The organism is Agrococcus lahaulensis DSM 17612, assembly GCF_000425105.1.
In the GTDB taxonomy this organism is placed as follows: Bacteria; Actinomycetota; Actinomycetes; order Actinomycetales; family Microbacteriaceae; genus Agrococcus; species Agrococcus lahaulensis.
In genome coordinates this window covers 686388-711938 of sequence record NZ_AULD01000005.1, presented here as the reverse complement: position 1 = coordinate 711938, position 25551 = coordinate 686388, and the positions used below count along the sequence as shown (strand labels likewise).

At 66.8% G+C, this 25551-nt stretch carries 21 protein-coding genes and 1 riboswitch; of the genes, 11 read left to right on the top strand and 10 right to left on the bottom strand.

What is annotated here, in order from left to right:
- Nucleotides 1-24: 24 nt before the first annotated feature.
- From H508_RS0104025 to H508_RS17330, 3 genes are all read left to right on the top strand, one after another.
- A complete protein-coding gene (locus H508_RS0104025) occupies nt 25-1539 on the top strand; it encodes a CoA-acylating methylmalonate-semialdehyde dehydrogenase (RefSeq protein WP_026373120.1) in 1515 nt (504 codons plus the stop codon).
- Between the two features lie 8 nt (nt 1540-1547).
- The gene (locus tag H508_RS14425; RefSeq protein ID WP_084155018.1) at nt 1548-2408 is read left to right on the top strand and encodes an SDR family NAD(P)-dependent oxidoreductase; all 861 of its coding nucleotides are present in this window, start codon (nt 1548-1550) and stop codon (nt 2406-2408) included.
- 110 nt (nt 2409-2518) lie between these two features.
- On the top strand, nt 2519-3043 hold the full coding sequence (locus H508_RS17330; RefSeq protein ID WP_156905976.1) for a hypothetical protein: 525 nt from the start codon (nt 2519-2521) through the stop codon (nt 3041-3043).
- Nucleotides 3044-3047: 4 nt separating this feature from the next.
- Here H508_RS17330 and H508_RS0104010 read toward each other — a convergent pair whose 3' ends face one another.
- Nucleotides 3048-3482, bottom strand: coding sequence for a hypothetical protein (locus H508_RS0104010; protein WP_026373118.1), 435 nt, complete (start codon nt 3480-3482; stop codon nt 3048-3050).
- Nucleotides 3483-3520: 38 nt separating this feature from the next.
- A riboswitch (SAM riboswitch) is annotated at nt 3521-3635 on the bottom strand.
- Nucleotides 3636-3745: 110 nt separating this feature from the next.
- Between H508_RS0104010 and H508_RS0104005 the strand changes: the two genes are divergently transcribed.
- Both H508_RS0104005 and H508_RS0104000 read left to right on the top strand, forming a co-directional pair.
- On the top strand, nt 3746-4294 hold the full coding sequence (locus tag H508_RS0104005; RefSeq protein WP_026373117.1) for an NYN domain-containing protein: 549 nt from the start codon (nt 3746-3748) through the stop codon (nt 4292-4294).
- Between the two features lie 101 nt (nt 4295-4395).
- Complete coding sequence (locus H508_RS0104000; RefSeq protein ID WP_156905975.1) at nt 4396-4779, top strand: hypothetical protein; 384 nt, start codon at nt 4396-4398, stop codon at nt 4777-4779.
- Nucleotides 4780-4808: 29 nt separating this feature from the next.
- Here H508_RS0104000 and H508_RS14420 read toward each other — a convergent pair whose 3' ends face one another.
- Nucleotides 4809-6083, bottom strand: a complete 1275-nt coding sequence (locus tag H508_RS14420) for a hypothetical protein (protein ID WP_051222641.1) — start codon at nt 6081-6083, stop codon at nt 4809-4811.
- Between the two features lie 239 nt (nt 6084-6322).
- On the opposite strand from H508_RS14420, the gene H508_RS0103990 reads away from it, so the two are divergent.
- Together H508_RS0103990 and H508_RS0103980 are read left to right on the top strand one after the other, a co-directional pair.
- Nucleotides 6323-9643, top strand: a complete 3321-nt coding sequence (locus H508_RS0103990; RefSeq protein WP_026373115.1) for a DEAD/DEAH box helicase — start codon at nt 6323-6325, stop codon at nt 9641-9643.
- Nucleotides 9640-11625: a helicase domain-containing protein gene (locus H508_RS0103980; RefSeq protein ID WP_156905974.1), complete on the top strand. Its 1986-nt coding sequence runs from the start codon at nt 9640-9642 to the stop codon at nt 11623-11625. The genes H508_RS0103990 and H508_RS0103980 overlap by 4 nt, the downstream gene beginning before the upstream one ends.
- 234 nt (nt 11626-11859) lie before the next feature.
- On the opposite strand, the gene H508_RS14415 is transcribed toward H508_RS0103980, so the two are convergent.
- The 8 genes from H508_RS14415 to H508_RS0103940 form a co-directional block, all read right to left on the bottom strand.
- The gene (locus H508_RS14415; protein WP_051222639.1) at nt 11860-12507 is read right to left on the bottom strand and encodes a DUF429 domain-containing protein; all 648 of its coding nucleotides are present in this window, start codon (nt 12505-12507) and stop codon (nt 11860-11862) included.
- Nucleotides 12489-12902 carry a hypothetical protein gene (locus H508_RS0103970; protein ID WP_026373112.1) on the bottom strand — a complete coding sequence of 138 codons (414 nt, stop codon included), beginning with the start codon at nt 12900-12902 and terminating at the stop codon, nt 12489-12491. The genes H508_RS14415 and H508_RS0103970 overlap by 19 nt, the downstream gene beginning before the upstream one ends.
- 21 nt (nt 12903-12923) lie before the next feature.
- Nucleotides 12924-13811 (bottom strand): hypothetical protein, encoded by an 888-nt coding sequence (locus tag H508_RS0103965; RefSeq protein ID WP_026373111.1) that lies wholly within the window; start codon nt 13809-13811, stop codon nt 12924-12926.
- A 133-nt stretch (nt 13812-13944) separates the two neighbouring features.
- Complete coding sequence (locus H508_RS0103960) at nt 13945-15129, bottom strand: PD-(D/E)XK nuclease family protein (RefSeq protein WP_169514152.1); 1185 nt, start codon at nt 15127-15129, stop codon at nt 13945-13947.
- Complete coding sequence (locus H508_RS0103955) at nt 15119-16687, bottom strand: SIR2 family NAD-dependent protein deacylase (protein WP_026373109.1); 1569 nt, start codon at nt 16685-16687, stop codon at nt 15119-15121. Before H508_RS0103955 ends, H508_RS0103960 begins: the two co-directional genes overlap by 11 nt.
- Nucleotides 16688-16696: 9 nt before the next feature.
- Nucleotides 16697-17521, bottom strand: coding sequence for an N-formylglutamate amidohydrolase (locus H508_RS14410; protein WP_211220833.1), 825 nt, complete (start codon nt 17519-17521; stop codon nt 16697-16699).
- Nucleotides 17518-18237 (bottom strand): TY-Chap2 family putative peptide chaperone, encoded by a 720-nt coding sequence (locus H508_RS0103945; RefSeq protein ID WP_026373108.1) that lies wholly within the window; start codon nt 18235-18237, stop codon nt 17518-17520. Before H508_RS0103945 ends, H508_RS14410 begins: the two co-directional genes overlap by 4 nt.
- Nucleotides 18234-19655 carry an ADP-ribosylglycohydrolase family protein gene (locus H508_RS0103940; RefSeq protein ID WP_026373107.1) on the bottom strand — a complete coding sequence of 474 codons (1422 nt, stop codon included), beginning with the start codon at nt 19653-19655 and terminating at the stop codon, nt 18234-18236. Before H508_RS0103940 ends, H508_RS0103945 begins: the two co-directional genes overlap by 4 nt.
- A gap of 93 nt (nt 19656-19748) precedes the next feature.
- Here H508_RS0103940 and H508_RS0103935 point away from each other — a divergent pair, with 93 nt between their 5' ends.
- From H508_RS0103935 to H508_RS0103920, 4 genes are all read left to right on the top strand, one after another.
- The gene (locus H508_RS0103935) at nt 19749-20390 is read left to right on the top strand and encodes an NUDIX hydrolase (protein ID WP_026373106.1); all 642 of its coding nucleotides are present in this window, start codon (nt 19749-19751) and stop codon (nt 20388-20390) included.
- A 257-nt stretch (nt 20391-20647) separates the two neighbouring features.
- A complete protein-coding gene (locus H508_RS0103930) occupies nt 20648-21286 on the top strand; it encodes an N-6 DNA methylase (RefSeq protein ID WP_026373105.1) in 639 nt (212 codons plus the stop codon).
- Nucleotides 21283-22944, top strand: a complete 1662-nt coding sequence (locus H508_RS0103925) for an Eco57I restriction-modification methylase domain-containing protein (protein WP_026373104.1) — start codon at nt 21283-21285, stop codon at nt 22942-22944. The genes H508_RS0103930 and H508_RS0103925 overlap by 4 nt, the downstream gene beginning before the upstream one ends.
- Nucleotides 22937-25486 (top strand): GIY-YIG nuclease family protein, encoded by a 2550-nt coding sequence (locus H508_RS0103920; RefSeq protein WP_026373103.1) that lies wholly within the window; start codon nt 22937-22939, stop codon nt 25484-25486. The genes H508_RS0103925 and H508_RS0103920 overlap by 8 nt, the downstream gene beginning before the upstream one ends.
- Nucleotides 25487-25551 lie beyond the last annotated feature (65 nt).

Here is a 25551-nt window from a genome sequence, read left to right as displayed (position 1 = left end):
GACCAACCGCAACCAGGAGCATCCATGACCATCACCGAGCAGTCCACCGAGACCGCCGTCATCCACCACTGGATCGCCGGCGCCGCCCACGAGTCGGGCAGCGGCCGCACCGCGCCCGTCTACGACCCGGCACGCGGTGTCGTGACGAAGCACGTCGCGCTCGCCGACGACGCCGACGTGCGCGCCGCGATCGACGCCGCCCAGGCCGCCTTCCCGGCCTGGCGCGACCTGTCGATCGCCCGCAAGCAGGCGATCATGTTCCGCTTCCGCGAGCTGCTCAACGAGCGCCGCGACGAGCTCGCCGAGATCATCACGAGCGAGCACGGCAAGGTGCTCTCGGATGCGGGCGGCGAGATCGCGCGCGGGCTCGAGGTCGTCGAGCTCGCGACCGCGTTCCCGAACCTGCTGAAGGGCGCGTTCTCGGAGAACGTCTCGACCGGCGTCGACGTCTTCTCGGTCAAGCAGCCGCTCGGCGTCGTGGGCATCATCAGCCCGTTCAACTTCCCCGCGATGGTGCCGCTGTGGTTCTTCCCGGTCGCGATCGCGGCGGGCAACACCGTCGTGTTGAAGCCCTCGGAGAAGGACCCGTCGGCCGCGATGTGGATGGCGGAGCTGCTGCAGGAGGCGGGCCTCCCCGACGGCGTCTTCAACGTGCTGCACGGCGACAAGGTCGCCGTCGACGGGCTGCTGACCGCGCCCGAGGTGCAGGCGCTCTCGTTCGTCGGCTCGACGCCGATCGCGCAGTACATCTACGAGACCGCGGCGAAGCACGGCAAGCGCGTGCAGGCGCTCGGCGGCGCGAAGAACCACATGCTCGTGCTCCCCGACGCCGACCTCGACCTCGTCGCCGACGCGGCCGTCAACGCCGGCTTCGGCTCGGCGGGCGAGCGCTGCATGGCCGTCTCGGTCGTGCTCGCGATCGACTCGGTCGCCGACGCGCTCATCGAGAAGGTGCAGGAGCGCGTCGCGACGCTGCGCATCGGCGACGGCCGCCGCGGCACCGACATGGGCCCGCTCATCACCGGCCAGCACCGCGACAAGGTCGCCGGCTACATCGACATCGCCGAGGCCGACGGCGCGAAGGTCGTCATCGACGGCCGCGGCATCGAGGTCGACGGCGACGCCGACGGCTTCTGGCTCGGCCCGACGCTGCTCGACAACGTGCCGACCTCGTCGAAGGCCTACCAGGAGGAGATCTTCGGACCGGTGCTCTCGGTCGTGCGCATCCAGTCGTTCGAGGAGGGCGTCGAGCTCATCAACACGGGCGTCTTCGGCAACGGCACCGCGATCTTCACGAACGACGGCGGCGCCGCCCGCAAGTTCCAGAACGAGATCCAGGTCGGCATGGTCGGCATCAACGTGCCGATCCCCGTGCCCGTCGCCTACCACTCGTTCGGCGGCTGGAAGCAGTCGCTCTTCGGCTCCTCGAAGGCCTACGGCGCCGCAGGCTTCGACTTCTTCACCCGCGAGAAGGCGATCACGCAGCGCTGGCTCGACCCGAGCCACGGCGGCCTCAACCTCGGCTTCCCCGAGAACTGAGAGAGCGGATGCGTAGGGAACACCTGCGCGGGCGGGGTGCCGTCGTCACCGGTGGTGGCGGCGGCATCGGCCGTTCGATCGCGCTCGCGCTCGCCGGAGCTGAGATGGACGTCGTCGTCGCCGACATCGAGCTCGAGGCAGCCGAGCGCGTGCGCGACGAGCTGAGCGCACTCGGCCGGCACGCCATCAACGTGCGCGCCGACGTGTCGCAGGCGGACGAGCTCGAGGCTCTCGCCGAGACGGCCTACGCGGAGCTCGGCGACATCGCCGTGCTCGCGAACAACGCCGGCGTCACATGGCGGCCGTACCGCGCGAGCTGGGATGCGTCGGTCGGCGACTTCGAATGGATCATGGGCGTGAACTTCTGGGGCGCCTTCCACTGCCACCGGGCGTTCGTGCCCCGCATGGCCGCTTCGCCGCTGCCCGCGCACATCGTCAACACGTCGTCGATCGCGACCCTGAAGCCGACGCCCGGCCACGCGGCGTACACGGCGTCGAAGGCGGCGATCGACGGCTTCTCGCTCGCCACGCGGGCCGAGTATGCGGCGGCCGGGCTCGGCATCGGCGTCACGGTGCTCTATCCCGGTCCGGTGCAGACCGCCTTCGCGACGAGCGAGCGGCTGCGCCCCACGGCCGACCGGGCTGATGCGCGTGGCGTCGTCCCGTGGCAGACGTACACCGACGGCGAGCCGATGCAGGCTGGCGCCGAGACGCCCGGCGCGATCGACCCAGCCGCCGTAGGGCCGGTCGTGCTCGACGCGATCGAGCACGACCGCCCGTACGCGATGACGCATCCGCTGCCGCCGTACGTGCACGAGCGCACCCGCCTGCTCACCGAGCTCTCGCCCACCGCCTTGCCGGCCGAGTAGCCACCGTCCGGCGCTAGTCGAGCAGCCGCCGTTCCCCCGCTGGTCGAGTAGCCGACGAAGTCGGCGTATCGAGACCACTCGCTGTGGGCGGCAGCCGCCAAACTGAGCTCGTGGACATGCACCGCGCAGCACCGCCGACAGGCGTTCCAGTCTTCGCCCGCGAGCTGGGCCAAGAGATTGCAGAGTCACTCGGCCCCGTTCGAGAGACCGAGCTCGACCTCCGCTGGAATCCGCGCGGCCACCACGAGCTCTCGACGCCGATCCTCTCCGGCGACCAGCTGGCAGTCTGGATCGCCCTGCTCGAAGAGGGCGGGTGGGCTGTGCTCGAGCTGCCGGGCGGCGAGGACGAGCGCTGGGGGCAGGTGATGCGGGTCGACGGCGGCTGCATCGTCGAGGTGCACGACGGTACGTCCGGCGACTGGGCAAGCCGAGTGCTGCGCGAGCGCGACGACTGCGCTGACTCGGACGAGGCAGCCGGCCTCTGGCACGAGTTCGACGCCGCCGAGATCCTCTGGGCGTGGTTGCACGGTGCGCTCCCGAGCGGCTGCCGGCGCGAGCGCCTCGCGCGGCGCCGCGCCGGCTCGGTCGGCGATGTCGTCTGGTGCACCGCCGACCTGCCGCACGGGTCTCGCTAGCGCCTCACTGGCCGAGGTAGTTCGCCGGTGTCATGCCGAGCCCGCGCAGTGACCGCATCTCCCGGCCGAACACGCTCACCGCCCACGACGCATCCGCTCGCCGCACGCGCCGCGAGAGCTCGACGAGCGCGAGCACGCCCGGCATCGTCGGCGGCCGCCGGTGGAAGGCGACCGCCCAGGCGAGATCGTCGGATGCGTCGTGCAGGTCGACCTCGGGCAGCGGGCTGAGCGGCAGCACGAGCGCGCACAGCGCGCACACGTCGCGATCGGAGTAGGGATCGGCGGGGCGGCGGACGCCGTCGTGCGGGCAGTCGCGCTGCGCCCGAGCGATCGCCTTGAGCATCGAGATGCCGTAGCCGCGTGCCGGGTCGGGCCAGGCCGGCGGCCGCTGGTGCCGCTTGGAGTGCTCGCCTCCGGCGAGCGGGGGTTGCACGTGCATGGGGAGCTCCATTCCCTCGGCGGGCACGGCGCGCCGCTCCCGCTGACTTGCCCAACGCGAACGCGCCAGGCCGGCTCTTCCCCTGGGGCACCCCGCTCAGCGGAGAGGGTTGCCGTGCAGCCGGCCAGGTACCGATGGCTGCAGCTCTTGAGCCTGCCCCGACGATAGCGCGCCCCGCCGACACGTGCCGTTCCCCCTCCCCCGCTGGTCGAGTAGCCGACGATGTCGGCGTACCGAGACCATCGCGCCGATAGTCTCGCCCCATGCCCGAGCGCACCACCTACCTGCTGATCGACGGCGAGAACATCGACGCCACGCTCGGCGTCTCGATCCTTGACCGCCGCCCGGAGCCGCAGGAGCGCCCGCGCTGGAACAAGGTGCTCGACTTCGCCGAGCGCGCGTGGCAGCAGCCGGTCAAGGGCCTCTTCTTCCTCGCGGTCTCGCACGAGTTGCCGGCGTCGTTCGTGCAGGCGCTCATCGCGATGGGCTACAGGCCGGTGCCGCTGAGCGGTGAGGGCAAGGTCGTCGACATCGCGATCCAGAAGACGGCGGATGCGTTGGCCGAGCGGGCGGACGACGTCATGCTGGTGAGCCACGACCGCGACTTCGCGCTGCAGATGCAGCGCCTCGCCGAGGACGGCGCGCGTCGCGTCGGCATCGTCGGCTTCGGCGAGTTCATGGCCGGCGACCTGCGCGACGTCGACGGCATCGAATTCTTCGACCTGGAGTATGACGTCGCGGCATTCACGAGCCGCCTGCCGCGCGTGCGCATCATCCCGATCGACGAGTTCGACCCGCTCGAGTTCCTTTGACCCTCGAAATCGGCGACTGCCAACGCACGCGTCCGCGCTGCGGTCTGACGCACTCGCTGTAGATTGCGGCTACTCGCACATTCAAGATGACAGGACCCTCAATGGCACCACGAGCCGTCAACGGCGCCAAGATCGCAAGAGTCGCGGTGGACGCGTGGCCGCTCATCCGAGGTCTGATCGAAGCCTTCGACACCCCGGAACGCAGGGAGCAGCTGAGGCGCTGGCTGGCGAGGGCCGACGCGGCCATCAGAAAGCTAACGCCGGAGGGCCGCATCAATGCGCGGATCGCTGTGCTAAGAGCGCACCTCGATCGTCTGGACGGCGATGCCGACAGCAGCCGGGTCTGGAACGAGCAGCTCTCGAAGCTCGAAGCGAAGCGGGCGCTCCTGAAGGGCCCGCTCGATGCTCGCACTCGCCGTGTGCACAACAGGAAGCTAGCCGAGGACCTCGAGTCTCTCTGGGCAGAAGTCTTCGCCGCGATCTGACGACCCGCGCGACCGATCGCGACTCGCTGCTACTCCTGTGAATCAGGCGGCTCGATCTTTTCCACGTCACCAGCGCGACGCCGCGCCTCCCGCTTCTCCTGCACTCGTCGAGCGAGTCGCAGAACGGCATCGTCGCTCCGCTCTTGAACCCCCGCTCCGATGACTTTCGCGCGTGCTGCCACTTCGCCACTGATGGAGCCAACTTGGTCCGCAGCGTCGCCGACGAGCGCCTGCGCGGCTCGATGCCACGCAGTCTTCTCGAGCCTCTGCACGTCGGCGAGCACAAGGTCGGCATGCCGAGCGAACTCCGCAACGATGTCGTTGACAGCGTTGGAGCGCTCGGCGACCCAGCGCGCGCTGAACGGATTCGCCACCCGGTCGCGATTGGTCAGTTGGGAGGAGGCGTGGACGGACGCGTTGATCGCGTCCAGGCTGTCAGCGATGCGCTTGGCTCGTGCGGCCCGAGCAATTGTGATGCCCAACCGATGCTGCTCGAGCTGGTCAGACTCCGCCTCAGCCACGCGTGCGAGCTCTAGGACGTACTGCCGATCCTGCAGCGCGATCGTCCGCGCGAGCACCCCAAGCCAGAACGATACGTCGCCTCTGACCTCCTCCAGCACCGCAGCAGACTTGTCCGTGTCGACCCCACGCTCGTTCACCATCTCGGCCAGCGCACTGAGTTGAGCGACAGCCTCCGCCTGCATCGTCTGCAGGGCGAGTGAGTTTGCCTGCACCTTCGACCACGTGACCGACGAGACAGCGCCGGTCGCTTCGAAGATGGCGTTCGCCTCGTCGATAGCGAACATGACGCCGCCGAGCTGGCCGAGAGCCTCGATCTTGCGCTGCTTGAGCAGCCTGTCGAGCTTGGCGTCGATGACCTCCAGGTACTTCTGGATGTCATCCAGCGCCGCTTCGAGCGACGCTTGAGTCATCACCGACGCTAAGGCGAGTGGTGCCGCCGGCGTCAACAGCGCCGCGTTCTCGAACTTCAAGTGCTTAACGATCTGCCCGCCCTTGGTACGAACGACCCCGGTCATGAGCTTGTCGGCCTTGCTGAGGGACTCGCCGTGCTTCTTGACCAGCTCAGCCGATTCCTTGGTGAGCTTGACCCATCTGCCGCTGCTCGCCTGAACTTCTCCGATCACTCCGAGCGCTTTGCCCGCGGCCGAAAGTGATCGCTGCGCGACTCGACGCGTGTCGAGCCCAGCACGAGACTCGAAGTCTCGCAACGTCGTCTCGTCGCCAAGCAACAGGATCCCGTCGTCGCTCTCGATGATGGCGAGCGCAAGCTCTTCGTGACTCATGTGCTGATTCTGACGGATGCCGACCACTTCGTTGCACTCGCGGCGCAGCACCGTCCGCTGCGGCGGGTTCATAACGCGGAGAGGTCAGCCGCGCCGAGCGCGGACCGAGCGACAAGGAGACTCCCCAGCCGAGTCGGCGCCCTTGTTGTCACAGAGCAGCGATACGGTGAGGACGTCTCAGCGGAGAGAACACTCTCCAGGGCCCCGTCTCGTCTCAGCTCGCCCCCAGGAGTTGCTCTTTGTATCGCTTCGGATATCACCCCATCCCCGATGCCGTACAGGACGTTCTCGACCGCGGGACGTTCGCGCGCGCAATCGTCATCGACGAGCCAGTGAGCGAATTGTTCGACGCTGTCGGGTCAGTCCGGGCCGCGACGGAACCCACCCCCGGACTGCCCTCGGGTCTGTACTGGTTCGACGGGATCGAACAGGCAATCATCCTCCAGGTCGGCTCGGGCCCCGCCGCCGCATCCGACGAACTGCATGTCGAGGCATGGCACGATTGCCCCGAGCACCCGCTGGTTGAAGCATGGCGCTGGGCGGAACACCTTTGGTCGAGCGGTGCGGACGTCCCCGTTCCGCGATTTGAGCTTCGCGAGCGGGTCGTGACCGTGCCGCAGGGCATCGATGTTGAGGTGAGAGAAAGGACCTTCGACCGAGGGAGTTGGGCATACCGCGTGTTCGGCGGCGGCGGCACGCAAGTGGTGCTCGAACACCAGTTGCAACGAGTCGAAGTCACAGACGATCCAGACCGATGGGTGCTGGGCGAACGCGCTTCCGCCGCACGCTTCGGCGCTACCCTCACGCGGACCAAGCTCCGCGGGCGCTTCGCGGACACGATCTATTCGTTCGGCGCGACACGCACCGTGTTCCGCCCATACCAGTTCAAGCCGGTCTTGAAGCTGCTCGAGAGCGGGCGCGCGCGGATCCTCATTGCCGACGAGGTCGGTCTGGGCAAGACAATCGAGGCCGGCCTGATCTGGACTGAGCTGGAAGCGCGTCACGAGGCAGACAACGTGCTTATCGTGTGCCCATCCGGCCTGGTGGACAAGTGGCGCGATGAAATGGTAGAGCGATTCGGGTTCAGCCTGACCCACTTACATAGAGACGAGCTCGCACGCTACCTCGAGCAGCATCGCAGTGGACGGCTGCCGAAGCGCCAAGCATACGTCGTCTCACTCGAAGCGCTCCGCTCGTGGAGCGCACTCCCCGAACTAGTTGAGAACCCGCCGGAGTTCGACCTTGTCATCGTCGACGAGGCCCACGCGATGCGGAACAGCACCACCAAGAGCTATGAGTTGGGGACCTACCTCTCCGAGTGGACGCAAGGCTCCAACATGGTGTTCCTCACCGCGACGCCAATCAACCTGCGCGAGACCGACCTCTTGAACTTGCTCGGATTGCTCGAACCGTCCGACTTCCAGACGCTCGAGGATTTGGAGGCGCGACTCGAGCCCAACGCGGTTCTGAATCAAGTCGCGCGCGTGCTCCCCCAGAAGGACGTGACGCCGCGCGACTTCTCTGAGTTGCTGAGCCAGTTCACGGGCCTCGTCTACGAGAAAACCATCACGATGCGCCCCGAGTTTCAGGAACTCCGTGACGTGGTCTCGAGCACGCCGCTCGCACCGAAGGACATCGCGCGCGCCCGCCATCTGATCGCTGAGCTAAACACGCTGTCGACGGCCGTCACGCGTACCCGCCGCGCAGAGGTGGACGAGCGAAAGGCGTTGCGAGACGCCGAACCGGGCATTGAGATCGTCTGGAGTCCGTTAGAGTCGACGTTTTACTCCGAGTATCTGCAATGGTGCCAGCGGCGAGCTGACCTCGCGGGGACGCCGCTGTACTTCTCCATGCAGATGCCACTCAGACTCGCGAGCACCAGCGTGCACATCGCGGCGCAGCAGGTGCTGCGATTCGATCCTGAGACTTGGACCGGGGATGTTGACACGCCTGTCAGCCAGAGCTGGGTCGAGCCGCACCCCGAACTTGTCGCGGCGGCGAAGCGCGTCATCGAAGTGCCGGACACGAAGCTAGGCCGGCTCGGCGAAGTGCTCGAGGAGTTGCGAGGACTCAACCGGCGGGCTTTGCTATTCACCTGGTCAAAGGCGACGCTGAGATACCTACAGGCGCACTACCGAGATCAGTTCCGCATCGCGGTGCTGAACGGTGACGTTCCGCGCGAGCAGCGCCGCCGAATCATGAAAGAGTTCAGGGCAGGAGGGTACGACTTCGTCTTTGCGAACCGCGTCGCGTCTGAAGGACTCGACTTCGAGTTCTGCTCTGCGGTCATCAACTACGATCTGCCGTGGAACCCGATGGAGGTCGAACAACGGATCGGTCGCATCGACCGCATCGGACAAACCTCCGAGAAGATCCTCATCCGCAACTTCTACAACGATGAGGCAATCGACGCGCGCATCATGTACCGAGTGCTGCAACGCATCGCGATCTTCGAACGCTCAATCGGCGAACTCGAGCCGATCATCGGGCAGCACATGGACGCGCTCCGCTCCGCGATGGACTTTCGTTTGACCCGCGCCCAGCAGGAGGAGAAGTCGCAGCAGTTCCTGACTGCTGTTGAGGCACAGCGCGTGGGCCTTCAAAATGTCGCGGACAGTGCGGCAGGCCTGATCATCTCGAACACCGTTGACGTAGCGGGACTCCAGGACGAGCTCATCAGTAGCGGTCGCTACCTCGGACAGCCGGAACTCGCACACCTGCTTGAGGACTGGGCGCAAGCGGATGGAGGCGACCCGCTTGAATGGCTCGACGACGGCAAGTCCGTCGAAGTGCGTGGGAACTCAGCGATGGCACAGCGGGTGCAGGATCTGGTTCAGCAAGGCCGCCGCACGAGAAGCGAGGTGGGGGACCTCGTCTCCGCGCTTCACAACGGTGCACCAGTTCATCTGGCTGTCGATCAAGAAACGTCGCGGACGAGCGGGGTCGGGCTGCTGTCTGCGAACCATCCCCTAGTGATGGCTGCGACCGAGGTACCGGGATTCCGCCACGCCCGATACGCCGCTCTCCGTACCTTGCAGTCTGACGACGTCACGCCGGGCACATACCTGGTCGTGCTTGCGCTCGCCGAGCACGCAAGTCGAGGAGGCGACGAGATCTGGGGCGCTGCTGTGACCCTGGACGGACGCGCCGTTGAGGGTCCCGCCGACGCGGTGCTTGCAGCCTTAGCTAGGGGAGCACTCCAGGACGCGACTCCGGTGGCGAGCGACACCCTGCCTCGGCTCGCGCGGCGCGCGATGAGGACGCTCGAGCGCAAGCACCGCGAAGTCAGCGAGCGACGCGAGGCGGAAGAGGAAGCGCTCACAGCAGCGCGCCGGGTCACGTTAGCCGACCAACACGAGCGACGCATGCGAGGAATTGCTCGCCGAATGGCGACCAGCCTCGAGCGTGATCGTGGTTCGCGGATCATTCGAATGATCGAGGGCCAACGCCATCGACAGCAGGCTCGATATGAGCGCCTACTCGCAGAACTCGACGCGCGAAAGACGCCGTCCATGACGCTGCGATACCTGGCCGTGTGCACCCTGGAGGTAACTCAGTGAACGAGGCAGAGCGCCGCGGAGTCATCGCTTCCGAGGTGGCGCGTGAACGCGAATACAATGATGGACTTGTCCGTGACGGTGAGGAGCGCCAGCGTCAGGCAAATGCCAACATCATTAACACTTGGACGGAGACCCGCAAGGTCAAGCCGACTCATCGTGGTGAAATCGTCGGGCGCATCGACCTCGGTAGCGCACATGAAGCGATTGATGGACGCCGCGACTTTTACATCGGCACCATCAAGTGGGACGGACCGGATTACGCGATCTACAACTGGATCGCACCAATCGCCGCGTGCACGTATTACCGCCAGCCCGCAGACAGACCGTCCTTAACCGATGTCGCATCCAGCGTGGTCGGTGTGCGCTCCTTCGTGCGGCGCTCCGGTCGCATTGCGGACTTCGCTGATGAAGTCGTCGCTGAAGCACCGCCTGGGGGCCTCTTTCCTCGGCAGCGGCTGCGCGTACCGAAGGCGCCGAGCGGCGGGGCGTCGGTGTCAGCGGGGCTGGCAATCACGGCGCCGATTCCGCCCGCGGTGGATACGTCGACCTATAGCGTCCCTGCAGATCCGCGACGCGCCACCGGCGAGACCCAGCAGCTTCCCGCTCGCGACGCGCCCATTCGTGCTGCCGATCTTCTTCGTCGTGAACTGGCCGCACCGAAATCCGCACAGATGGCAACCGTGCTCGCAACCCTGCAGCCTGACCAGTACGACTTGATCACCAAGCCAGTCGGCGAAAGCCAGATACTCCAGGGGCACCCAGGCACGGGGAAGACCATCATCGCAGCCCATCGGACCGCCTACCTGCTCAACTCCGAGCTTGACCGAGACCTACGGCCGAAGGGCCACGTGCTTCTCCTCGGGCCCACCGAGGAGTATGTCCAGCACGTGCGTGGCGCAATCGCAAAGCTGCTGCCGGGGTCGCGTCACTACTCCGTCATGTCGATACCCACACTGCTGGAGCGCCTCGCAGGGCTGCCAGAGTCCGGCACGCCGACGCATGCGATTGACTATCTCGATGCGGACTCTGAGTTGGCCGAGCTCGCAGATCACGCTGTCGCGCGCGCTCGGAAGTTCGCGCGTCGAGGCACGCGGCCGACGACTGATGACATCTACGCCGAGTTCCAGTACCTCCCGAGCGAACCTCCGCCAGGAGGTTTGAAAGCAGAGTGGAAGGCGTACATCCGGCAGATGCCGGAGACGCTCGCTGAAGCGCGCAGACTGCGCGTGCGCGCCTATCGCGGACTTCTCGCCTACATAGGCATCCGCGCGGCCGATAGTTTGCGGCTTCCGGGCCACGTGATCGTAGATGAAGCGCAGGACATTCATCCGATCGAGTGGCACGTACTAGGTCGACTCGGAAACCTCGGTGGCTGGACGATCCTCGGCGACCTGAACCAGCGCCGCACGGACTATACGTATGCGTCGTGGCAGAGCGTGTCCGATCTTCTTGGCCTAAGCGACGATGAAGGGAGCGCGCCCGTGCAGATGCTCGACCGCGGGTACCGTTCGACTGCGCAGATCATGCGATTCGCGAATCAATTGCTGCCGCGGACCGAAAGGGCGCTATCTTCGCTGCAAATGGACGGCACGACCCCGACCATTACCCGTGCTCATGCCCAGTCGATGCTTATACCGAAAGCAGTCGAGGAGGCCGAGACCCTGCTCACCCGAACCGGCGCGGGCACCGTCGCGGTGATAACCATGGAGGAGCGACCAGTGGAAGCAAGGCTTGTCGCAAAGGGGTGGCAAAGGTCGCGGGCGGAGGGCTCCGTATGGGAGCGCGACGGACAAACGATTCGTGTTCTGCCCCCGGCGCGCGCTCGCGGCCTCGAGTTCGACGGGGTCGTCGTCGTCGAGCCGTCCGCGTTCCCCGAAAATGTTGGGCGCCAGGGCGTGCTCTACACGGCGCTAACGCGCGCCAACCGCTTCCTGACGGTCGTACACCACCAAGCGATGCCGAATAGTCTCCGAACGAGATGAACCGGCGGTCGTCCCTCGCAGGTCCATACCTGAAGGAACTCAGTCACAACTCGGACCACCAGCCTGCGCCGTGTGTTCCGATCTAGCTCCAGTCGTTGAAACCGCGACGGGGCGGATCGAGCGCCGCTGCGATCGCGATGCTCGACTTCGGGATCATGTGGCACGCCAACTCAGCTATGGCGGGGTGCATGGCGAGTCAACAATCGGAAGACGCTCGTCGCTCGTCGCCCACAGTTATGCGAGCCACGCGCAGATGATGCCGTCGGCCTCATCCTGAATCCGATTCAGAGCGCTGTGGCCGGTAGCCTCCTTGGAGATCGCTCGCAGCTCGATCCATCTCGGCACCGCGCTCACTTGCAGCGTCGCCTCCGCCTCGGGCAGATCGAGCAAACGCTCGAACTCCCTCTTGCGAAATGCGAACTCGTACTTCACCTTGTACTTCAGGATCAGATCGAGCTCCCACAGACCGACCATGGCGGGATGCGGATACACCTCGATGGCGACGCGGTCACGCAGGGTGGGGTCTACGGGCAAACCGACCCGCTCGGCGATGACGGCTCCTCGCGGCGGATTCATCTCTGGCTTGCCGAGATTCGTGGAGTGCGGGCTCGCGTCGAAGCGACCGAACGCGGCGTGGATCGCCGAATCGCAGGCTCGGCGCCCGGTTCGGTTCGTGACGATGAGCGGCGCATCGATCGCAATCACGCCCGGTCGTGGCGCGTGCGCATCGATCCAGTCGATGATCTCGTCGTCCGAGCCGGCGCTGCCCGAAGCAAGCAGGCGACCGTCGGCACCGACCGCCGCGAGACCGGTGCGGTTCTTCGGATCCCACGGCAGATCGATGTGCACGGTCGAGGTGAGCGTCAAGGCTTCCACCCGCACCAGTCGCAGCCTGCGAGCGACATGACCTCGCCGCATTGGGGGCAGGGCTCGTTGGCCACCTGGCGGGGGCTGCCGCTCCGCTCGCCACCTCCCGACTGCGCTGATACGGGATGGCGCACGCCCCAGCAACCCGGCAGCCACTCACTCCGGAAGGGCTTGACGTCGCCGACGACCTCCCTCACCTCGTCCTCAGAGCGAAACCCGATGGTCGAACCGTGGTGGACCTGGAGTGCCGGCTCCCCCGAGCGCCGCTCGACGCGGAAGTGGTCGCTGTACCGCAGCAGTGCGGCGGTGTCGACCTTCGCCACGAAGTCGGCGATGAAGCGCTGGCTCTCGAAGGGTGTCCGGTACCCGCGGAACGCGTCCCCGAGCGTGTCGATCGTGCGATCAGTCATGACGCCATCGTGCCTCGGGAATCACGCCAAGGTCAGCAGGTAGTCGCCAAGCCGCTCACTTTTCGCTCCCGGAAGCGCCGTCGCCGCCGCCCTCGACGCCTCCGACCAGTCAGGCAAGTGCGTCTCGGCGAAGAAGTCGTGCTCGGGTCGACCCAGGTGGTGCATCAGCACGAGCCGCTCCGATCGCGCCTGCAATGAGCGGATGCGCTCCGGGCGCAGGTAGGACGCGGCACCGAAGAGCGAGACCACCGTCTCGAAGCGGCGCTCGCCCGGCGCCTGAAGGAACTCCTCGACGGGGAGCACGTGCACGTCGCGGACCCACTGGTGCTTGAACAGGAGCGAGTGCATGAGCCCGCGACCGCTCTCCACGGCGGTGTCCCCGTGCTGCTGGCAGGCGAGGCCGAGGTCGAGCGCGGCGCCCGCGCGCGAGCCGAGATCCGTCACGTGTCGGGCCTCGAGCCCGAGCTGGCGCAGCCGCTCGCCCAGCGCGAGCACTCCGCTCGCCTCGAGGGCGTCGTCGAAGTCGAGGGCGGCGAGATCCCATGGCGAGTCGGAGTCGCTCGCGGTCGCAGGCGCATCCTGGCGGCCGTACTCGGCAGTGACGGGAGCGATGTTGAGGGTCTTGCTGACGCTCGTGCGATGCGACATGAGCCACAGCTTGACGCCACGCTGCACAGGGCGTTGACCGAGCGGCTCCCGGCCGAAGGGCACGTCGACCTGCGGCAGGTGCAGCTCGATGTTCAGGCGCCGGTAGAACTTCCGCGGGGTCCCGGCGCCATGGATGATGCGAGCTGCCCGCTCGTAGGTCGTCTCGTCGATGTGACGACCCTTGATGACGTACGAATGCTCGGCACCGCCCTCGAAGGTCGAGGCCCACTTCCACGCCCACGTCGGCAGTTCACTGATCAACCACCTGAGCTCGGGCTCCAGACTGCGATTCGTACCGCTCACCGCTGCCCCTCGTCGTGCATGGCCCGTTCGCCGTGCGTTGAGAAGGATGCCGTCCCCCGGTGACATCCATCAGCGCGGGACGTGCTCCGGGCTAGCGGGACCGAGACCCGCCTAGCAGTTTGAGGATCGCGTCCCGCAGGCGTGTGTCGTCTGCCGCGATCCCATCGAGCACCTCCGCTATGGCCACACCGGTCGGGCGGACCCTGAGCGGGTTGTCGAGCGTGAGGAAGATCTTGCTGTAGTCCGGCTCGTCACCCGAATATGCGCCTTGCCATGCTGGGTCAGCTTCGATCGCGTGCCACGCCGAGGGCCCGAACTTCAGTTGCGCCCGGGAGACGGGTGAGCCGACCAGGTCGCCGTCGATCGCGATCGTGATCGTCCACAGGTAGAGGCCGGAGTTGCCGACAGAGACGGCTCTCGCCAGTACCTCGCCGGTCGCGTCGTTCAGCTGCGGCACCAGTACTCGCTCCGCGTACGTCTTCAACAGCGAGCGGATGCGCTCCAACAACGCGCGTCCGTCCTCGAAGCGGCGCGCCGCCTGTGCTGCGACGTCGATCGAGAACTGCTCCGCGGCGACGCGATGGGGAGACTTCCCGTACCGGTTCGCCTGGTCGCCCTTGCACATGGCGACGACGAAGTCGAGAACGTCCTGGTCTTCCACGATCTGAGCCTCCTGATCGAACTTCCAGCGCAGTTGCTCGATGAACGAGAACGCATGGGGGTTGAGCGCCTGGTACTGGGCATCGCGCCGCACCGCCTCGTGCAGGCGCATTGCCAGCTGTCGGTATGTGACGACGGCCGCCTGGGACCAGGCCGTGCTGAGCAGTGAGCGATCGACGTCGCGGCAGAGCATGACGACGGCAGCGCGCTTCCCGTGGCGCTGGCCGTACTGGAGGTAGCCGTCGAAGCTGTGCCCGTGCCCGTCCGACGTGAAGTAGTTCTCGATCACGAGCACCGCATCGGCGCTCTCGAGGATCAGATCCGCGATGTCGGCGCCCTCCTCTTGCGACAGCACAGTGTTCTGCTCCTGCCGCACCGAGTAGCCCGTATCGGCGAAGCCCTCCTGCGCGCCGAGGGCGCTGTTCACCTCTTCGATGAAGATGCGCACGAAGCGGTCCCCGAGCCTGTGGGTTCCGTCCCTGTTCAGCAGCCAACGGAAGACATTGGAGATCTGCTTCTCGTGCAGTCCGTGATGCATCACGTCGAAGACGTTGAAGCGAGGCTCCAGCGACCTGCCGAGCACCGGCAGCACGTTGGTGACGAGGTCACCGGCCATCGTCCCACCCGCCGAAGTCATGGAGGAGCTCGAGCACGCGATCGCGCCCTCCTGTGCCGGTGGGAATCTTCTCGACCTCGTCCCGAAGCGTGAGCAGGGCATCACGCAGTCGCAGTTCGCCAGGATTCAGCGACGTCGCGAAGTCGTCGGCGAGGAGGTACGAGTGCGCATCGGTCGCGAGCGCCACCACCACGTCTAGGAAGACCTCGACGGCGCGACCGTCCTTCGGTCCCGAGCCGACGGGCAGCATCCGCACCTGCCCGCGCCAGAGCGTCGACGCGATCGTGTCCTCGGTCAGCGTCAACGCGGTCGCTCGCTCCTCCATCGAGATGTGCGGCGGCAGCGCACGGCGCACGTCGTGCACGATCCGGTGGAAGTGCTCGTCCGAGAGGCCGAAGCCGACGAACAGCAGGTGGTGTGTGAGGAGGTTCGCCTTCACGATCGCCGACAGCGCCTCGCGCTGCGTCGCGTAGCCCAGGTAGTCGTCTCGCGTCAGCACGATCGAGCTCGGTTCATCGACAGATCCGTGCAGCTTCAGCAGCCACGGGCCGCTCTCTGCTCCTGACTCCGAATGCGGGATGGTCACCCGAGGAGTCCCGACATCGGTCGAGGCCGCCTCGAACAGCCCGTCGTAGTTCAGCGTGATCGCCTGCGGCGTCCGCAGGCTCGCGAGCAGTGCCGGCGCGAGCCCATAGCGTCGCACATCTACGAGTTCGACAACGGCTTGCGAGAAGGCTGCCGCGCCCTCCTGCTCGGTGCCGCCCGTGCGCACGTGCTCCGCGATCGCCCGCTGACGCAGGAACGCGGCGCGGTCGAGTTCACCCCAGGCCCTGAGAGCCTCTTGCTCGTCAGCGGTGAGGCCAATGCGCTCGCCCAACCGAACCAGCAGCTGCGACCAGCTGGGCGCCCCGGCGCTGATGCTGGTTCCCGCGCCGAGGAAGGGCACGAGCCTGCCCGCCTTCGCTCGAGCCGCCAGGCGACCGGCCTCCGCGAACTGCTCGACCGTCAGGGCACCGTGCCACCCGTCGCGCCGCTTCCGCAGCTCCTGCATGCGGGCGAAGCTCCGCTCGTCGCGCAGCACGATGGCGAGGTCGACATCATGCGCGCTCGCCATCTCGGCGCAGACGTCGAGCAGCCGCTCGGCGAGCTCACCCCTCAGGTGCGCGCCACCGCCCTTCCCGGTTCCAAAGCTCGGCAGTGCCAGCAGCCGCTTCGACCGCTCGTGACGAGGAGCGGCGGCCATGTGCGCGGCGCACTCCACGAACTCGCGCACCGACGTCTCGATGTGCTCGACGCCGGTTGCGTTGAGCACGCCGTTGAGCGGCACGGTCGCGAGCACGATGGCCGGGCCGTCCCCGCCCGGCGCGAGGGGAACCGCCTGCGCGTCTCCGGCACGCAGACTCGCGACGTCCGTCCGAGCGAGGCGCTCGCGCAGCTCCGGCAGCGCCTCGAACCATCCGGGAGTGATCTCCGGCCGCTCATCCGTGGGCAGCAACCATGCATCGCATTCGAGATGCGTGATGTCGCCCATGGTGATGAACACGTGACCGCCACTCATGGCCGCAATCTATCCGGAGGGGGTAGACGCTCTCGCGAGCCGCGCGATCGCGTCCCCCAACGCATCCACCGCTTCGTCGTCGAGGTCACCTGTGCGCTCATCCATGTACTGATCTCGTCGCAGCTCGAGCATCACCGACTGCACTCGAGCGTCCCGACCGAAGTGTTTGAGCGGCACGTACGCGCCGGCGAACGGCTCGTTGTCCGCCTGCTCGAGATGGCTGAACACCTCGCGCACGCAACTGAGCAGCGACGCCGCCACGTGGCGCTCGTCGTAGCCGACGCAGAGCGGCGGCCGACGGCCATCGGCGTGCAGCTCGTACGGCAGCGCCTGACTCGGGTACGAGTGCACGTCGACGATGACTGCGCGTCCGTGCCGTTCGAGTGCTCGATCGACGAGCCGCTCGACCGCGCTCGAGTAGCCCTCGAAGTGCAGCAGCAGCTCGGCCCGCACCGGCTCGGGCACTTCGCGGATACGCTCTTGCCTCGCGCCGTGCGTGTACAGCACACCCATGCCGACGGCGTTCATCTCCTCCTCGTCGCCGGGGAAGCGCTCGACATCGACGACGAGTCGCGAGACCTCGGCGATCACCGCGGATGCGTCGCACGACTCGAGCGCGCGGCGCACCATGCGGTCGACCGCGTGGTCGGTCAGCGCGAGCAGCTCTCGCCGGAGCGCCGCGTCGTCGATCGCGAAGTGGTCGCGGAACGGTGACGGGATGCGCGTCGATCCGTGCGGCGCGTGCAGGATGACCGGCGAGCGCTCCGTGGCGTCGACGACCGTCGGTTCCAGCTCGCCGACGCCACCCGGCTCCATCGCGTGATCGGCGCTCACCCGCGCGTCGCTCCCGCCAGCTCGAGCACCCGCACCGCGAGCCGGTCGATGTCGCGGCCCAGCTCGTCGTACATCGTGAGCAGGGGCCGCACCCCCACCTGCCGCGTGTGCACGAAGCCATCGGTGTCGAGCACGAACGCGGTCTCGACGTCCCGCGTCATCGCCCACAACCAGGGCCGCACCTGCACCGACCTCGGATCGCCGAAGCGCTTCGCCGCATCGTCGCGATGGTTGTGCACGTCACGGTGCGCGGTCTCGAACTCGAGCAGCAGCGGCTCGTCCTCCGGCTCGACGAGACCGTGGACCATCGGCTGCACCTCGACCGGCACCGGCACCCACGGTCGAGGTGCGTCGAGGTGCATCGCGAGCAGCCGCGCGATCAGCCGGTAGACGATCGATCGGGCCGTCGTGGCCGGCGCACGGTGCGGGATGCCGAGCCCGCTCGTCACCTCGATGCGCTTGAGGGTGTCGTGCGCGCCGGGGCAGTGCAGCACCGTCTCCCACGACCAGTGCGACTCGCTCTCGCCGCGGTAGGCGCGCACGCCGGCCTGCAGGTCGAAGAACACGCGAGCGCCGGCATCCTCGCCCGCTTCCGCTGCGACGAGCACCGGCCCGGTCGAGTGCATGAAGCGCTCGACCCACACCCGCGGGTGCCGGCGGCCGAGCTCACTCGCGAGCCACCACGCCTGCTGCAGCTTGAACCGATCCGCGGTCATCGTGCCGCCTCCGCGGCGAAGCGGCGGACCGCGTCCACCAGGAACGGCTGCGGGTTGTAGCGAGGCATCGCGGTCCGGAGCGAAGCGAACGCGTCCTCGGCATCGGCGCCGCGGTGCCGCACGGCGTACAGCGCCCCGACGGCCGCGGTCCGCGAGCGCGACTCCGCGCAGTGGAGCAGCACCTCGTGACCCTCCGAGCGCAGCATCGCCACCGCATCCGCCGCATCGGTGAGCACGAGATCGAGGTGCGGGTTCTTCCCCGGCTGGTCGATAAGCCGCACCTCGATGTGGTTGACCGCCTCGACCCGCGCCTGCTCGCGGCCGACCCGGCACAGCGAGACGACGGCGGTGACGGATGCGGGGGCGACGTCGAGCGCGCCGAGGTCGCCAAGCCAGACGCCCGGGTCGGCGGGGTGCGGCACGAGCAGCGGCTCGTTCAGCAGCGGCATGCGCTCTGCCATCGGCCAGCCGTAGGAGTCGACGCCGCCGACGGCGAGCGTCGCGAGCTCGATCAGGGTGCGGCGGTCGCCCGTGGCTCCTTCAGCCGACCACCCGTGCAGGTGCCGCGTCAGCGAAGCCGGGATGGCCGACGCGCCGTAGACCGCGCCGGCGAGCGAGCCGGCGATTGTGGCGACCGTGTCGGTGTCCTTGCCGGAGCGCACCGCGAGCTCGAGCACCTCGGCCAGCGTCGCGCCGTGCACGATCGCCGACCACGCCGCCTGGAAGGCGCCGACGACCCAGCCGTTGTTGGCCGTCAGCTCCCAGGGCATCTGCGTCTCCGCCTCGGCGGCGAGGTCCCGCCAGCGCTGCTGCCGCTCGGCGGGCAGCTGCGCGATACCGCGCTCGAGGTCGAGCTCGCCCGTTTCGACCGCGTGGGCGATCGCTACGCTCCAGGCGACGGATGCGTCACCGGCGTCGACGTCGAAGTGCGTGAGATCCGAGATGCCACGGGCCGCACGCGCCGCGCCGGCGTGATCGCCGAGATAGCGGAGCGCGACGGGGCCTGTGCGCATGAGCGAACCGTTGCCGCCCGAGCGGCCGCGCTGCTGGTGCAGCGCTGCGGCCGCCGTGCGAGCCGCACCCGCGGTGTGGTCGGGCAGCGAGCGCAGCACCGCGCCGATCTGGATGCCGACGTCCTTGGCGCCCCGGCGCCACACCGCCCACTCGTCGACGATGTGGTCGAGCGTCGCCTCGTCGTCCAGCGAGCGCCCGTCGGCGAGTGCCCGCAGGATCGGCAGCGCCATTGCCGTGTCGTCGGTCCACTCGCCGAGCTCCCACGCGCCGCCGGCCTTGGTGACGATCGGCTTGGGCGGCAGCACGGCCGGCTGGAACTCGTAGGGCGCGCCCAGAGCGTCGCCGGCGGCGGAGGCGAGGATCGCGCCGAGTGCGCGGTCCTGCTGGAGGGAGGTGGTAGCCATGTCGGCTCCTTCCGTCGAGGGATCGAGCGGTTCGCTCATTTCTGAGCTAACTCGATGCCGCTGACATTAGCGCAGATCTGCTTGAATGGCGAAGTGGCCCCCAACGCTCGCAAGCGCAAGCAGCTGACCGACTACCCGCGCCCCTCGGTCGCGGTCGACACGGCCGTGCTGACCGTCGCCGACGGCCAGCTCTGCGTCGGCCTGCTCACCGACCCCCGCACCGGCAACCACCGCCTGCCAGGCACCTTCCTCCACGAGGGCGAGACGCTGGCCGATGCGGTGCGTCGCTCACTGCGCGAGAAGGCCGGCATCGAGGGGGTTGAGCCCGTGCAGCTGCATGTGTTCGATGCCCCCGATCGCGATGGCCGCGGCTGGGTGCTCTCAGTGGCGCATCTCGCGGTCGTACGGCCCGACGCCCTCGAACTCCTAACGGCGGCTCCGGTGCCAGCAGCCCGCGACCTCGACTTCGACCACGACGTGATCGTGGGGTTGGCCGTCGAGCGACTGCGCGCCGACTACGCGGAGCTCCCGGATCCGGCTGGCCTGCTGCCCGAACATTTCACGATGACCGAGCTGCGGGGCGTGCATGAGGCAATCGATGGCAACCGCCTGCAGCCCGATACGTTTCGACGGCGGATGCTGGCACGGCTTCGCGAGACAGATGAGGCACAGCGGGGGGCGGTGGGGAAACCTGCGACGCTGTTCCGTCGACGCGCAGTGCACGAAGACCATTGACCATACGTGGTTCCCGGCGCAACACCAGGAGCACGGCGGCATGCGTTCCAGTGAGCGATGGTCATGCCCAGCATTCGACCGCCACCGCCCGGCGCACAGCGGGTCGCATCGCCTCACTACCTGCCGCCTCTGCCCGACCTCAGCACCTAGCGACGGGAGGGTTGGCCGCCGACGTCGCCAAGGACACAGCAAGCGGGCACGCCTAGGAATGTCGGAAGCTTCGTCTACTGTTGCGGAAGACCACAAGGAGGCTCCCGATGCCAATCGTCAAGCGCGATGCACCGCTGGTGAAGTCACGCAAGCGGGTAGCCGATCACGGCGAGGTCTTCACCCCCGCTTGGCTTGTCGAAGACATGCTCGATCTGGTCAAGAGCGAGACCGAACGGATCGACTCGCGCTTCCTCGAGCCGGCCTGCGGCTCCGGAAACTTCCTCGTTCCGGTGCTTGAGCGGAAGCTTGCCGCCGTCAGTGTGAAGCACGGACGCAGCGAGTTCGAGAAGCGGCACTACGCGCTGTTCGCGTTGATGTGCATCTACGGCATTGAGCTGCTGCCCGACAACGTCGCCGACTGCCGCGGCAACCTGCGCGAAGTGTTCGCGGCGTTCGTCGGATCGGCGCCGGACGACGAGTGGGCCCGTGCTGCGCGCACCGTGCTCGAGGCGAACGTCGTGCAGGGCGATGCGCTCGCGATGACCGACGCCGCCGGGCAGCCGATCGCGTTCCCTGAGTGGGGCTACCTCGGCAAGGGGCGCTATCAGCGGCGCGACTTCCGCTACGACAACCTGACCCAACGCGCGTCATTCCAGGGCACGCTGTTCGACGCACTAGAGGCGCATGAGGTGTTCACGCCGGTGCGAACCTACCCGGCGGTCTCTGTGAAGGACCTCGCGGCATGACCGGAGCGGTCGTGAAGGCCGAGCTGAAGCTCGTCGTCCACAACCCGGATGTGCTCACCTGCATCGCGAACCTCTCGAACGACGAGGTGTTCACGCCGCCCGAGCTCGCGAACCGGATGCTCGACACCCTCGAGGCCGCCTGGGCCGAGTCGCACGCCGGTGCCAGCATCTGGGCCGACCCCGATGTCACCTTCCTCGACCCATTCACCAAGTCGGGCGTCTTCCTGCGTGAGATCACGCGCCGCCTGACGGACGGGCTGGAGCAGCGGATCCCGGATCTCGCCGAGCGTGTGGATCACATCCTCACGGAGCAGGTCTTCGGCATCGGGATCACGCAGCTCACGGCGCTGCTCGCGCGTCGCAGCCTCTACTGCTCGAAGTACGCGAACGGCCCGCACTCGATCGCGCGATCCTTCGACCAGCCCGACGGCAACATCTGGTTCGAGCGCACGGAGCACACGTGGGCCGGCGGCCGCGTGAATCACGCGCTGCTCGACGCCGCGGGGGAGCCGGTCGTTGAAGGCCGTCGATGCCGCTTCTGCGGCGCCAGCGCGGACGAGTACCGCCGCAGCGACCAGCTCGAGACCCACGCCTACGCGTTCATCCACACCGACGACATCAGGGCTCGCATCGCCGAGCTGTTCGGAGCCGACATGCAGTTCGACGTCATCATCGGGAACCCGCCGTATCAGCTCGCTGATGGTGGTGGCGAAGGGGCGAGTGCGATCCCGCTCTATCATCGCTTCATCGAGCAGGCCAAGGCGCTCGAACCGAAGCAGCTCATGATGGTCGTTCCTGCTCGCTGGTACTCGGGCGGCAAGGGGCTGGACGAGTTCCGCGATTCGATGCTCGGTGATGGGCGCCTGGCCGAGATTCACGACTTTCCCGAGACAGATCTCGTGTTCCCCGGCGTGAACATTCGCGGGGGCGTGTGCTACTTCAGATGGTCCGAGGACCATGAGGGACCAGCGCGTGTTACCAACCACAGGAAGAACGGCCCGTCGCTCACGGCGGTACGCCCGGTGCGGGAGCCCGGAATCACAACGTTCATCCGCTTCAACGAGGCGATCTCGATCCTCAATAAGGTGCGAGCTCACGGAGAGCCGACCTATTCATCACGCGTGCAGTCGAGGAACCCGTTCGGTATTCCCTCGAACTTCGAGAGCTACTCGAAAGTGAAGACGGCCGCCTCCCCAATCCTGTTGTTCCGCAGCCGCCGCGGCTCCTCCGTCGATCGCGAGGTCTACGTGTCGGCAGAACAGGTGGTGACCAACCTTGCATTTAAGGATCGCATCAAGGTGCTCGTGTCGAAGGCGAGTCCTGGCGGCGATGAGTATCCGCACGCCGTCTTCAGCGCTCCCGTGCTCGCTCCTATCGGCTCCGTCGCTACGGAGACCTATCTCATCGTCGACTTTGTCGACACCATGGCGGAGGGCGCGAATCTGATCGGGTACATGAGGACGAGGTTCTTCCGGTTCCTCGTCTCTCTCATCAAGACGACCCAGAACATTTCCAAGGGTTCGTTCGCCTTTGTTCCGGTTCAGGATCTGACTCGCCCATGGAGCGACGCCGAGCTCTACGCGAAGTACGACATCACCCCCGAAGAGCAGGCATTTATCGAGTCAATGATTCGTCCGATGGGTGCCGCAGATGCCTGATCCCGCCCCGGAGCTTTTCGCCCCAAAACCCGACTCCCGCCAGCGTATCTACGCGTACGAGATCTACGACCCCCAGCACGAAGGGTTGCTGAAGGTCGGGCAGACGAACCGCGAGGTGAAGAAGCGCGTCGGCGAGCAGTTGAAGACCGCGGGCATTCAGAACTTCCGCATCGTGCTCGATGTGCCGGCCGAACGGGCGGACGGCAGCGTGTTCCGCGATCACGAGGTGCGAGCGCGCCTGAAGCAGAAGGGCTTCGACAACCCGTTCGGCGAGTGGATGCGCTGCACGCTCGAAGATGTCGAGACCGCGCTCACCGAGCTGCGCACCGGTGCCGTGCACACCGGCACGCACCACCTGGACTTCCCGATGCGCGACGAGCAGGCGGCCGCCGTCATGAAGGCTGAGACGTACATCAGGTCCATCTGGTCGGAAGACGGCGTGCCCGAGTTCCTGTGGAACGCGAAGATGCGGTTCGGCAAGACGTTCACGGCGTATCAGCTCGCGAAGCGCCTCGACGCGAAGCGCGTGCTCGTGATGACGTTCAAACCCGCGGTCGAGGACGCGTGGCGCACCGATCTAGAGAGCCACATCGACTTCGATGGCTGGCAGTACTTCTCACGAACCACTCCGGGAGACCCTCAGGACGCCGATCCGGAGCGCCCCCTCGTCTTCTTCGGGTCGTTCCAGGATCTGATGGGCAAGGACGCAGCCGGCAACTTCAAGTCCAAACACAAGTGGCTGTCCGACCTGACGTGGGATCTCGTGGTGTTCGACGAATACCACTTCGGCGCCTGGCGCGACGCGGCCAAGGAGCTGTTCGAGGGTGAGGAGGCCGAGGCCGCTGAGCTTAAGCAGGAGTTCAATCCTGCGCTCGACACCTTCGCCGAGCAGCTCGAAGTGCTCGAGAACGACGAAGACGGCTTCATCCCGCTGCAGGTCAAGGCATATCTGTACCTGTCGGGCACGCCGTTCAAGGCGCTCGCGACCGGTCGGTTCATCGAGGAGCAGATCTTCAACTGGACCTACACCGACGAGCAACGTGCGAAGCTGGCGTTCGCCGCCGCGCATCCTGGCGAGTGGAACCCGTATGGCGCGCTGCCGGAGATGCGGCTGCTGACGTACCAGATGCCCGACGAGCTGACTGCGATCGCCCACGGCGGCGAGCACGACGAGTTTGACCTCAACGCGTTCTTCGAGGCGACCGGCGAGGATGCCGCCGCCGAGTTCGTGCACAAGCATGACGTGCAGAAGTGGCTCGACATCATCCGGGGCGCGCACTTAGCAACCCAGGTGGATGCGCTGAAGTTGGGTGAGAAGCCGCCGCTTCCGTATTCGGATGTGCGGCTGCTGCCCTACCTGCAGCACTCGATCTGGATGCTGCCGCGCAAGAACTCGTGCGCCGCGATGGCGAAGCTGCTCGCTGAGCCGCAGAACGCGTTCTGGCACGACTATCGCGTCGTCAACGTCTCGGCCTCGGGCGTCGGCACGGGCCTCGACGCGCTGCCTCCCGTGCGCGACGCGATCGGCAACGGGTACGACACGAAGACGATCACGCTCACGGTCGGCAAGCTCACGACGGGCGTGACGATCCCGCACTGGTCGTCGATCCTGATGCTGCGCAACCTCAAGGCTCCCGAGACCTACTTCCAGGCGGCGTTCCGCGTGCAGTCGCCGTGGGCCATCAAGAACCCGAACGGTGACGACCCGAACGAAGAGGCGGTGCTGAAGCCGGTCTGCTTCGTGTTCGACTTCGCGCCCACGCGTGCGCTGCGGCAGATCAGCGAGTACGGCATCGGCCTCGCGCCGGAGAAGAGCAACCCGGAAGAGGCCGTCCGCGACCTCGTGCAGTTCCTGCCAGTTCTGGCGTACGACGGCGCGCACATGACCCAGGTCGACGCCGGCGGCATCCTCGACATCGCGATGGCGGGAACCTCGGCGACGCTGCTGGCGCGCAAGTGGGAGTCGGCCATCCTTGTCAACGTCGACAACGCGACGCTGAAGAGGATTATGGCCAGCCAGGCGGCCATGGATGCGGTGATGAACATCGAGGGTTTTCGGGCCCTCGGGTCGGCCGTCTTCGAGACTGTCGTGAACAAATCCGAGTCCGTCAGCGAAACGAAGAAGCAGAAGCAGGGCGAGGAACTGACGCCCATCGAGAAGAAGCAGCTCAGCGACGAGGAGAAGGAGTACAAGAGCAAGCGGAAACAGATTCAGGAGAAGCTCATCAAGTTTGCCACCCGAATCCCTGCGTTCATGTACCTCACTGACTTCCGAGAGAACACGCTCCAGGACGTCATCACCAAACTCGAGCCCGAGTTGTTCAAGTCCGTGACCGGCCTCGACGTGCAGGACTTCAATTTGTTGGTATCCCTCGGCGTATTTAACTCGGCCCATATGAACCAAGCCGTGTTCGCCTTCCGTCGCTATGAGGACGCGTCACTGAGCTATACGGGCTTGAACTCGCACATTGGGCTGCGAAGCTATGGGTTGTACGACACGGTGGTCGCGGTCGAGGCAACGGTCGATCCGGCCGAAGTCTAGACTTCCGAAGGCATGCGTCGTCAGAGAAGAACAGCGGCCTGAACCGCGCGTGCGCTCCGCCATTC

Coding starts and splice junctions, on each gene's coding strand:
- H508_RS0104025 (WP_026373120.1), top strand. CDS start 25: ATGACCATCACCGAGCAGTCCACCGAGACCGCCGTCATCCACCACTGG.
- H508_RS14425 (WP_084155018.1), top strand. CDS start 1,548: ATGCGTAGGGAACACCTGCGCGGGCGGGGTGCCGTCGTCACCGGTGGT.
- H508_RS0104010 (WP_026373118.1), bottom strand. CDS start 3,482: ATGCACGTGCAACCCCCGCTCGCCGGAGGCGAGCACTCCAAGCGGCAC.
- H508_RS0104005 (WP_026373117.1), top strand. CDS start 3,746: ATGCCCGAGCGCACCACCTACCTGCTGATCGACGGCGAGAACATCGAC.
- H508_RS0104000 (WP_156905975.1), top strand. CDS start 4,396: ATGGCACCACGAGCCGTCAACGGCGCCAAGATCGCAAGAGTCGCGGTG.
- H508_RS14420 (WP_051222641.1), bottom strand. CDS start 6,083: ATGAGTCACGAAGAGCTTGCGCTCGCCATCATCGAGAGCGACGACGGG.
- H508_RS0103970 (WP_026373112.1), bottom strand. CDS start 12,902: ATGACTGATCGCACGATCGACACGCTCGGGGACGCGTTCCGCGGGTAC.
- H508_RS0103960 (WP_169514152.1), bottom strand. CDS start 15,129: ATGGCCGGTGACCTCGTCACCAACGTGCTGCCGGTGCTCGGCAGGTCG.
- H508_RS0103955 (WP_026373109.1), bottom strand. CDS start 16,687: ATGAGTGGCGGTCACGTGTTCATCACCATGGGCGACATCACGCATCTC.
- H508_RS0103945 (WP_026373108.1), bottom strand. CDS start 18,237: ATGACCGCGGATCGGTTCAAGCTGCAGCAGGCGTGGTGGCTCGCGAGT.
- H508_RS0103940 (WP_026373107.1), bottom strand. CDS start 19,655: ATGGCTACCACCTCCCTCCAGCAGGACCGCGCACTCGGCGCGATCCTC.
- H508_RS0103930 (WP_026373105.1), top strand. CDS start 20,648: ATGCCAATCGTCAAGCGCGATGCACCGCTGGTGAAGTCACGCAAGCGG.
- H508_RS0103925 (WP_026373104.1), top strand. CDS start 21,283: ATGACCGGAGCGGTCGTGAAGGCCGAGCTGAAGCTCGTCGTCCACAAC.
- H508_RS0103920 (WP_026373103.1), top strand. CDS start 22,937: ATGCCTGATCCCGCCCCGGAGCTTTTCGCCCCAAAACCCGACTCCCGC.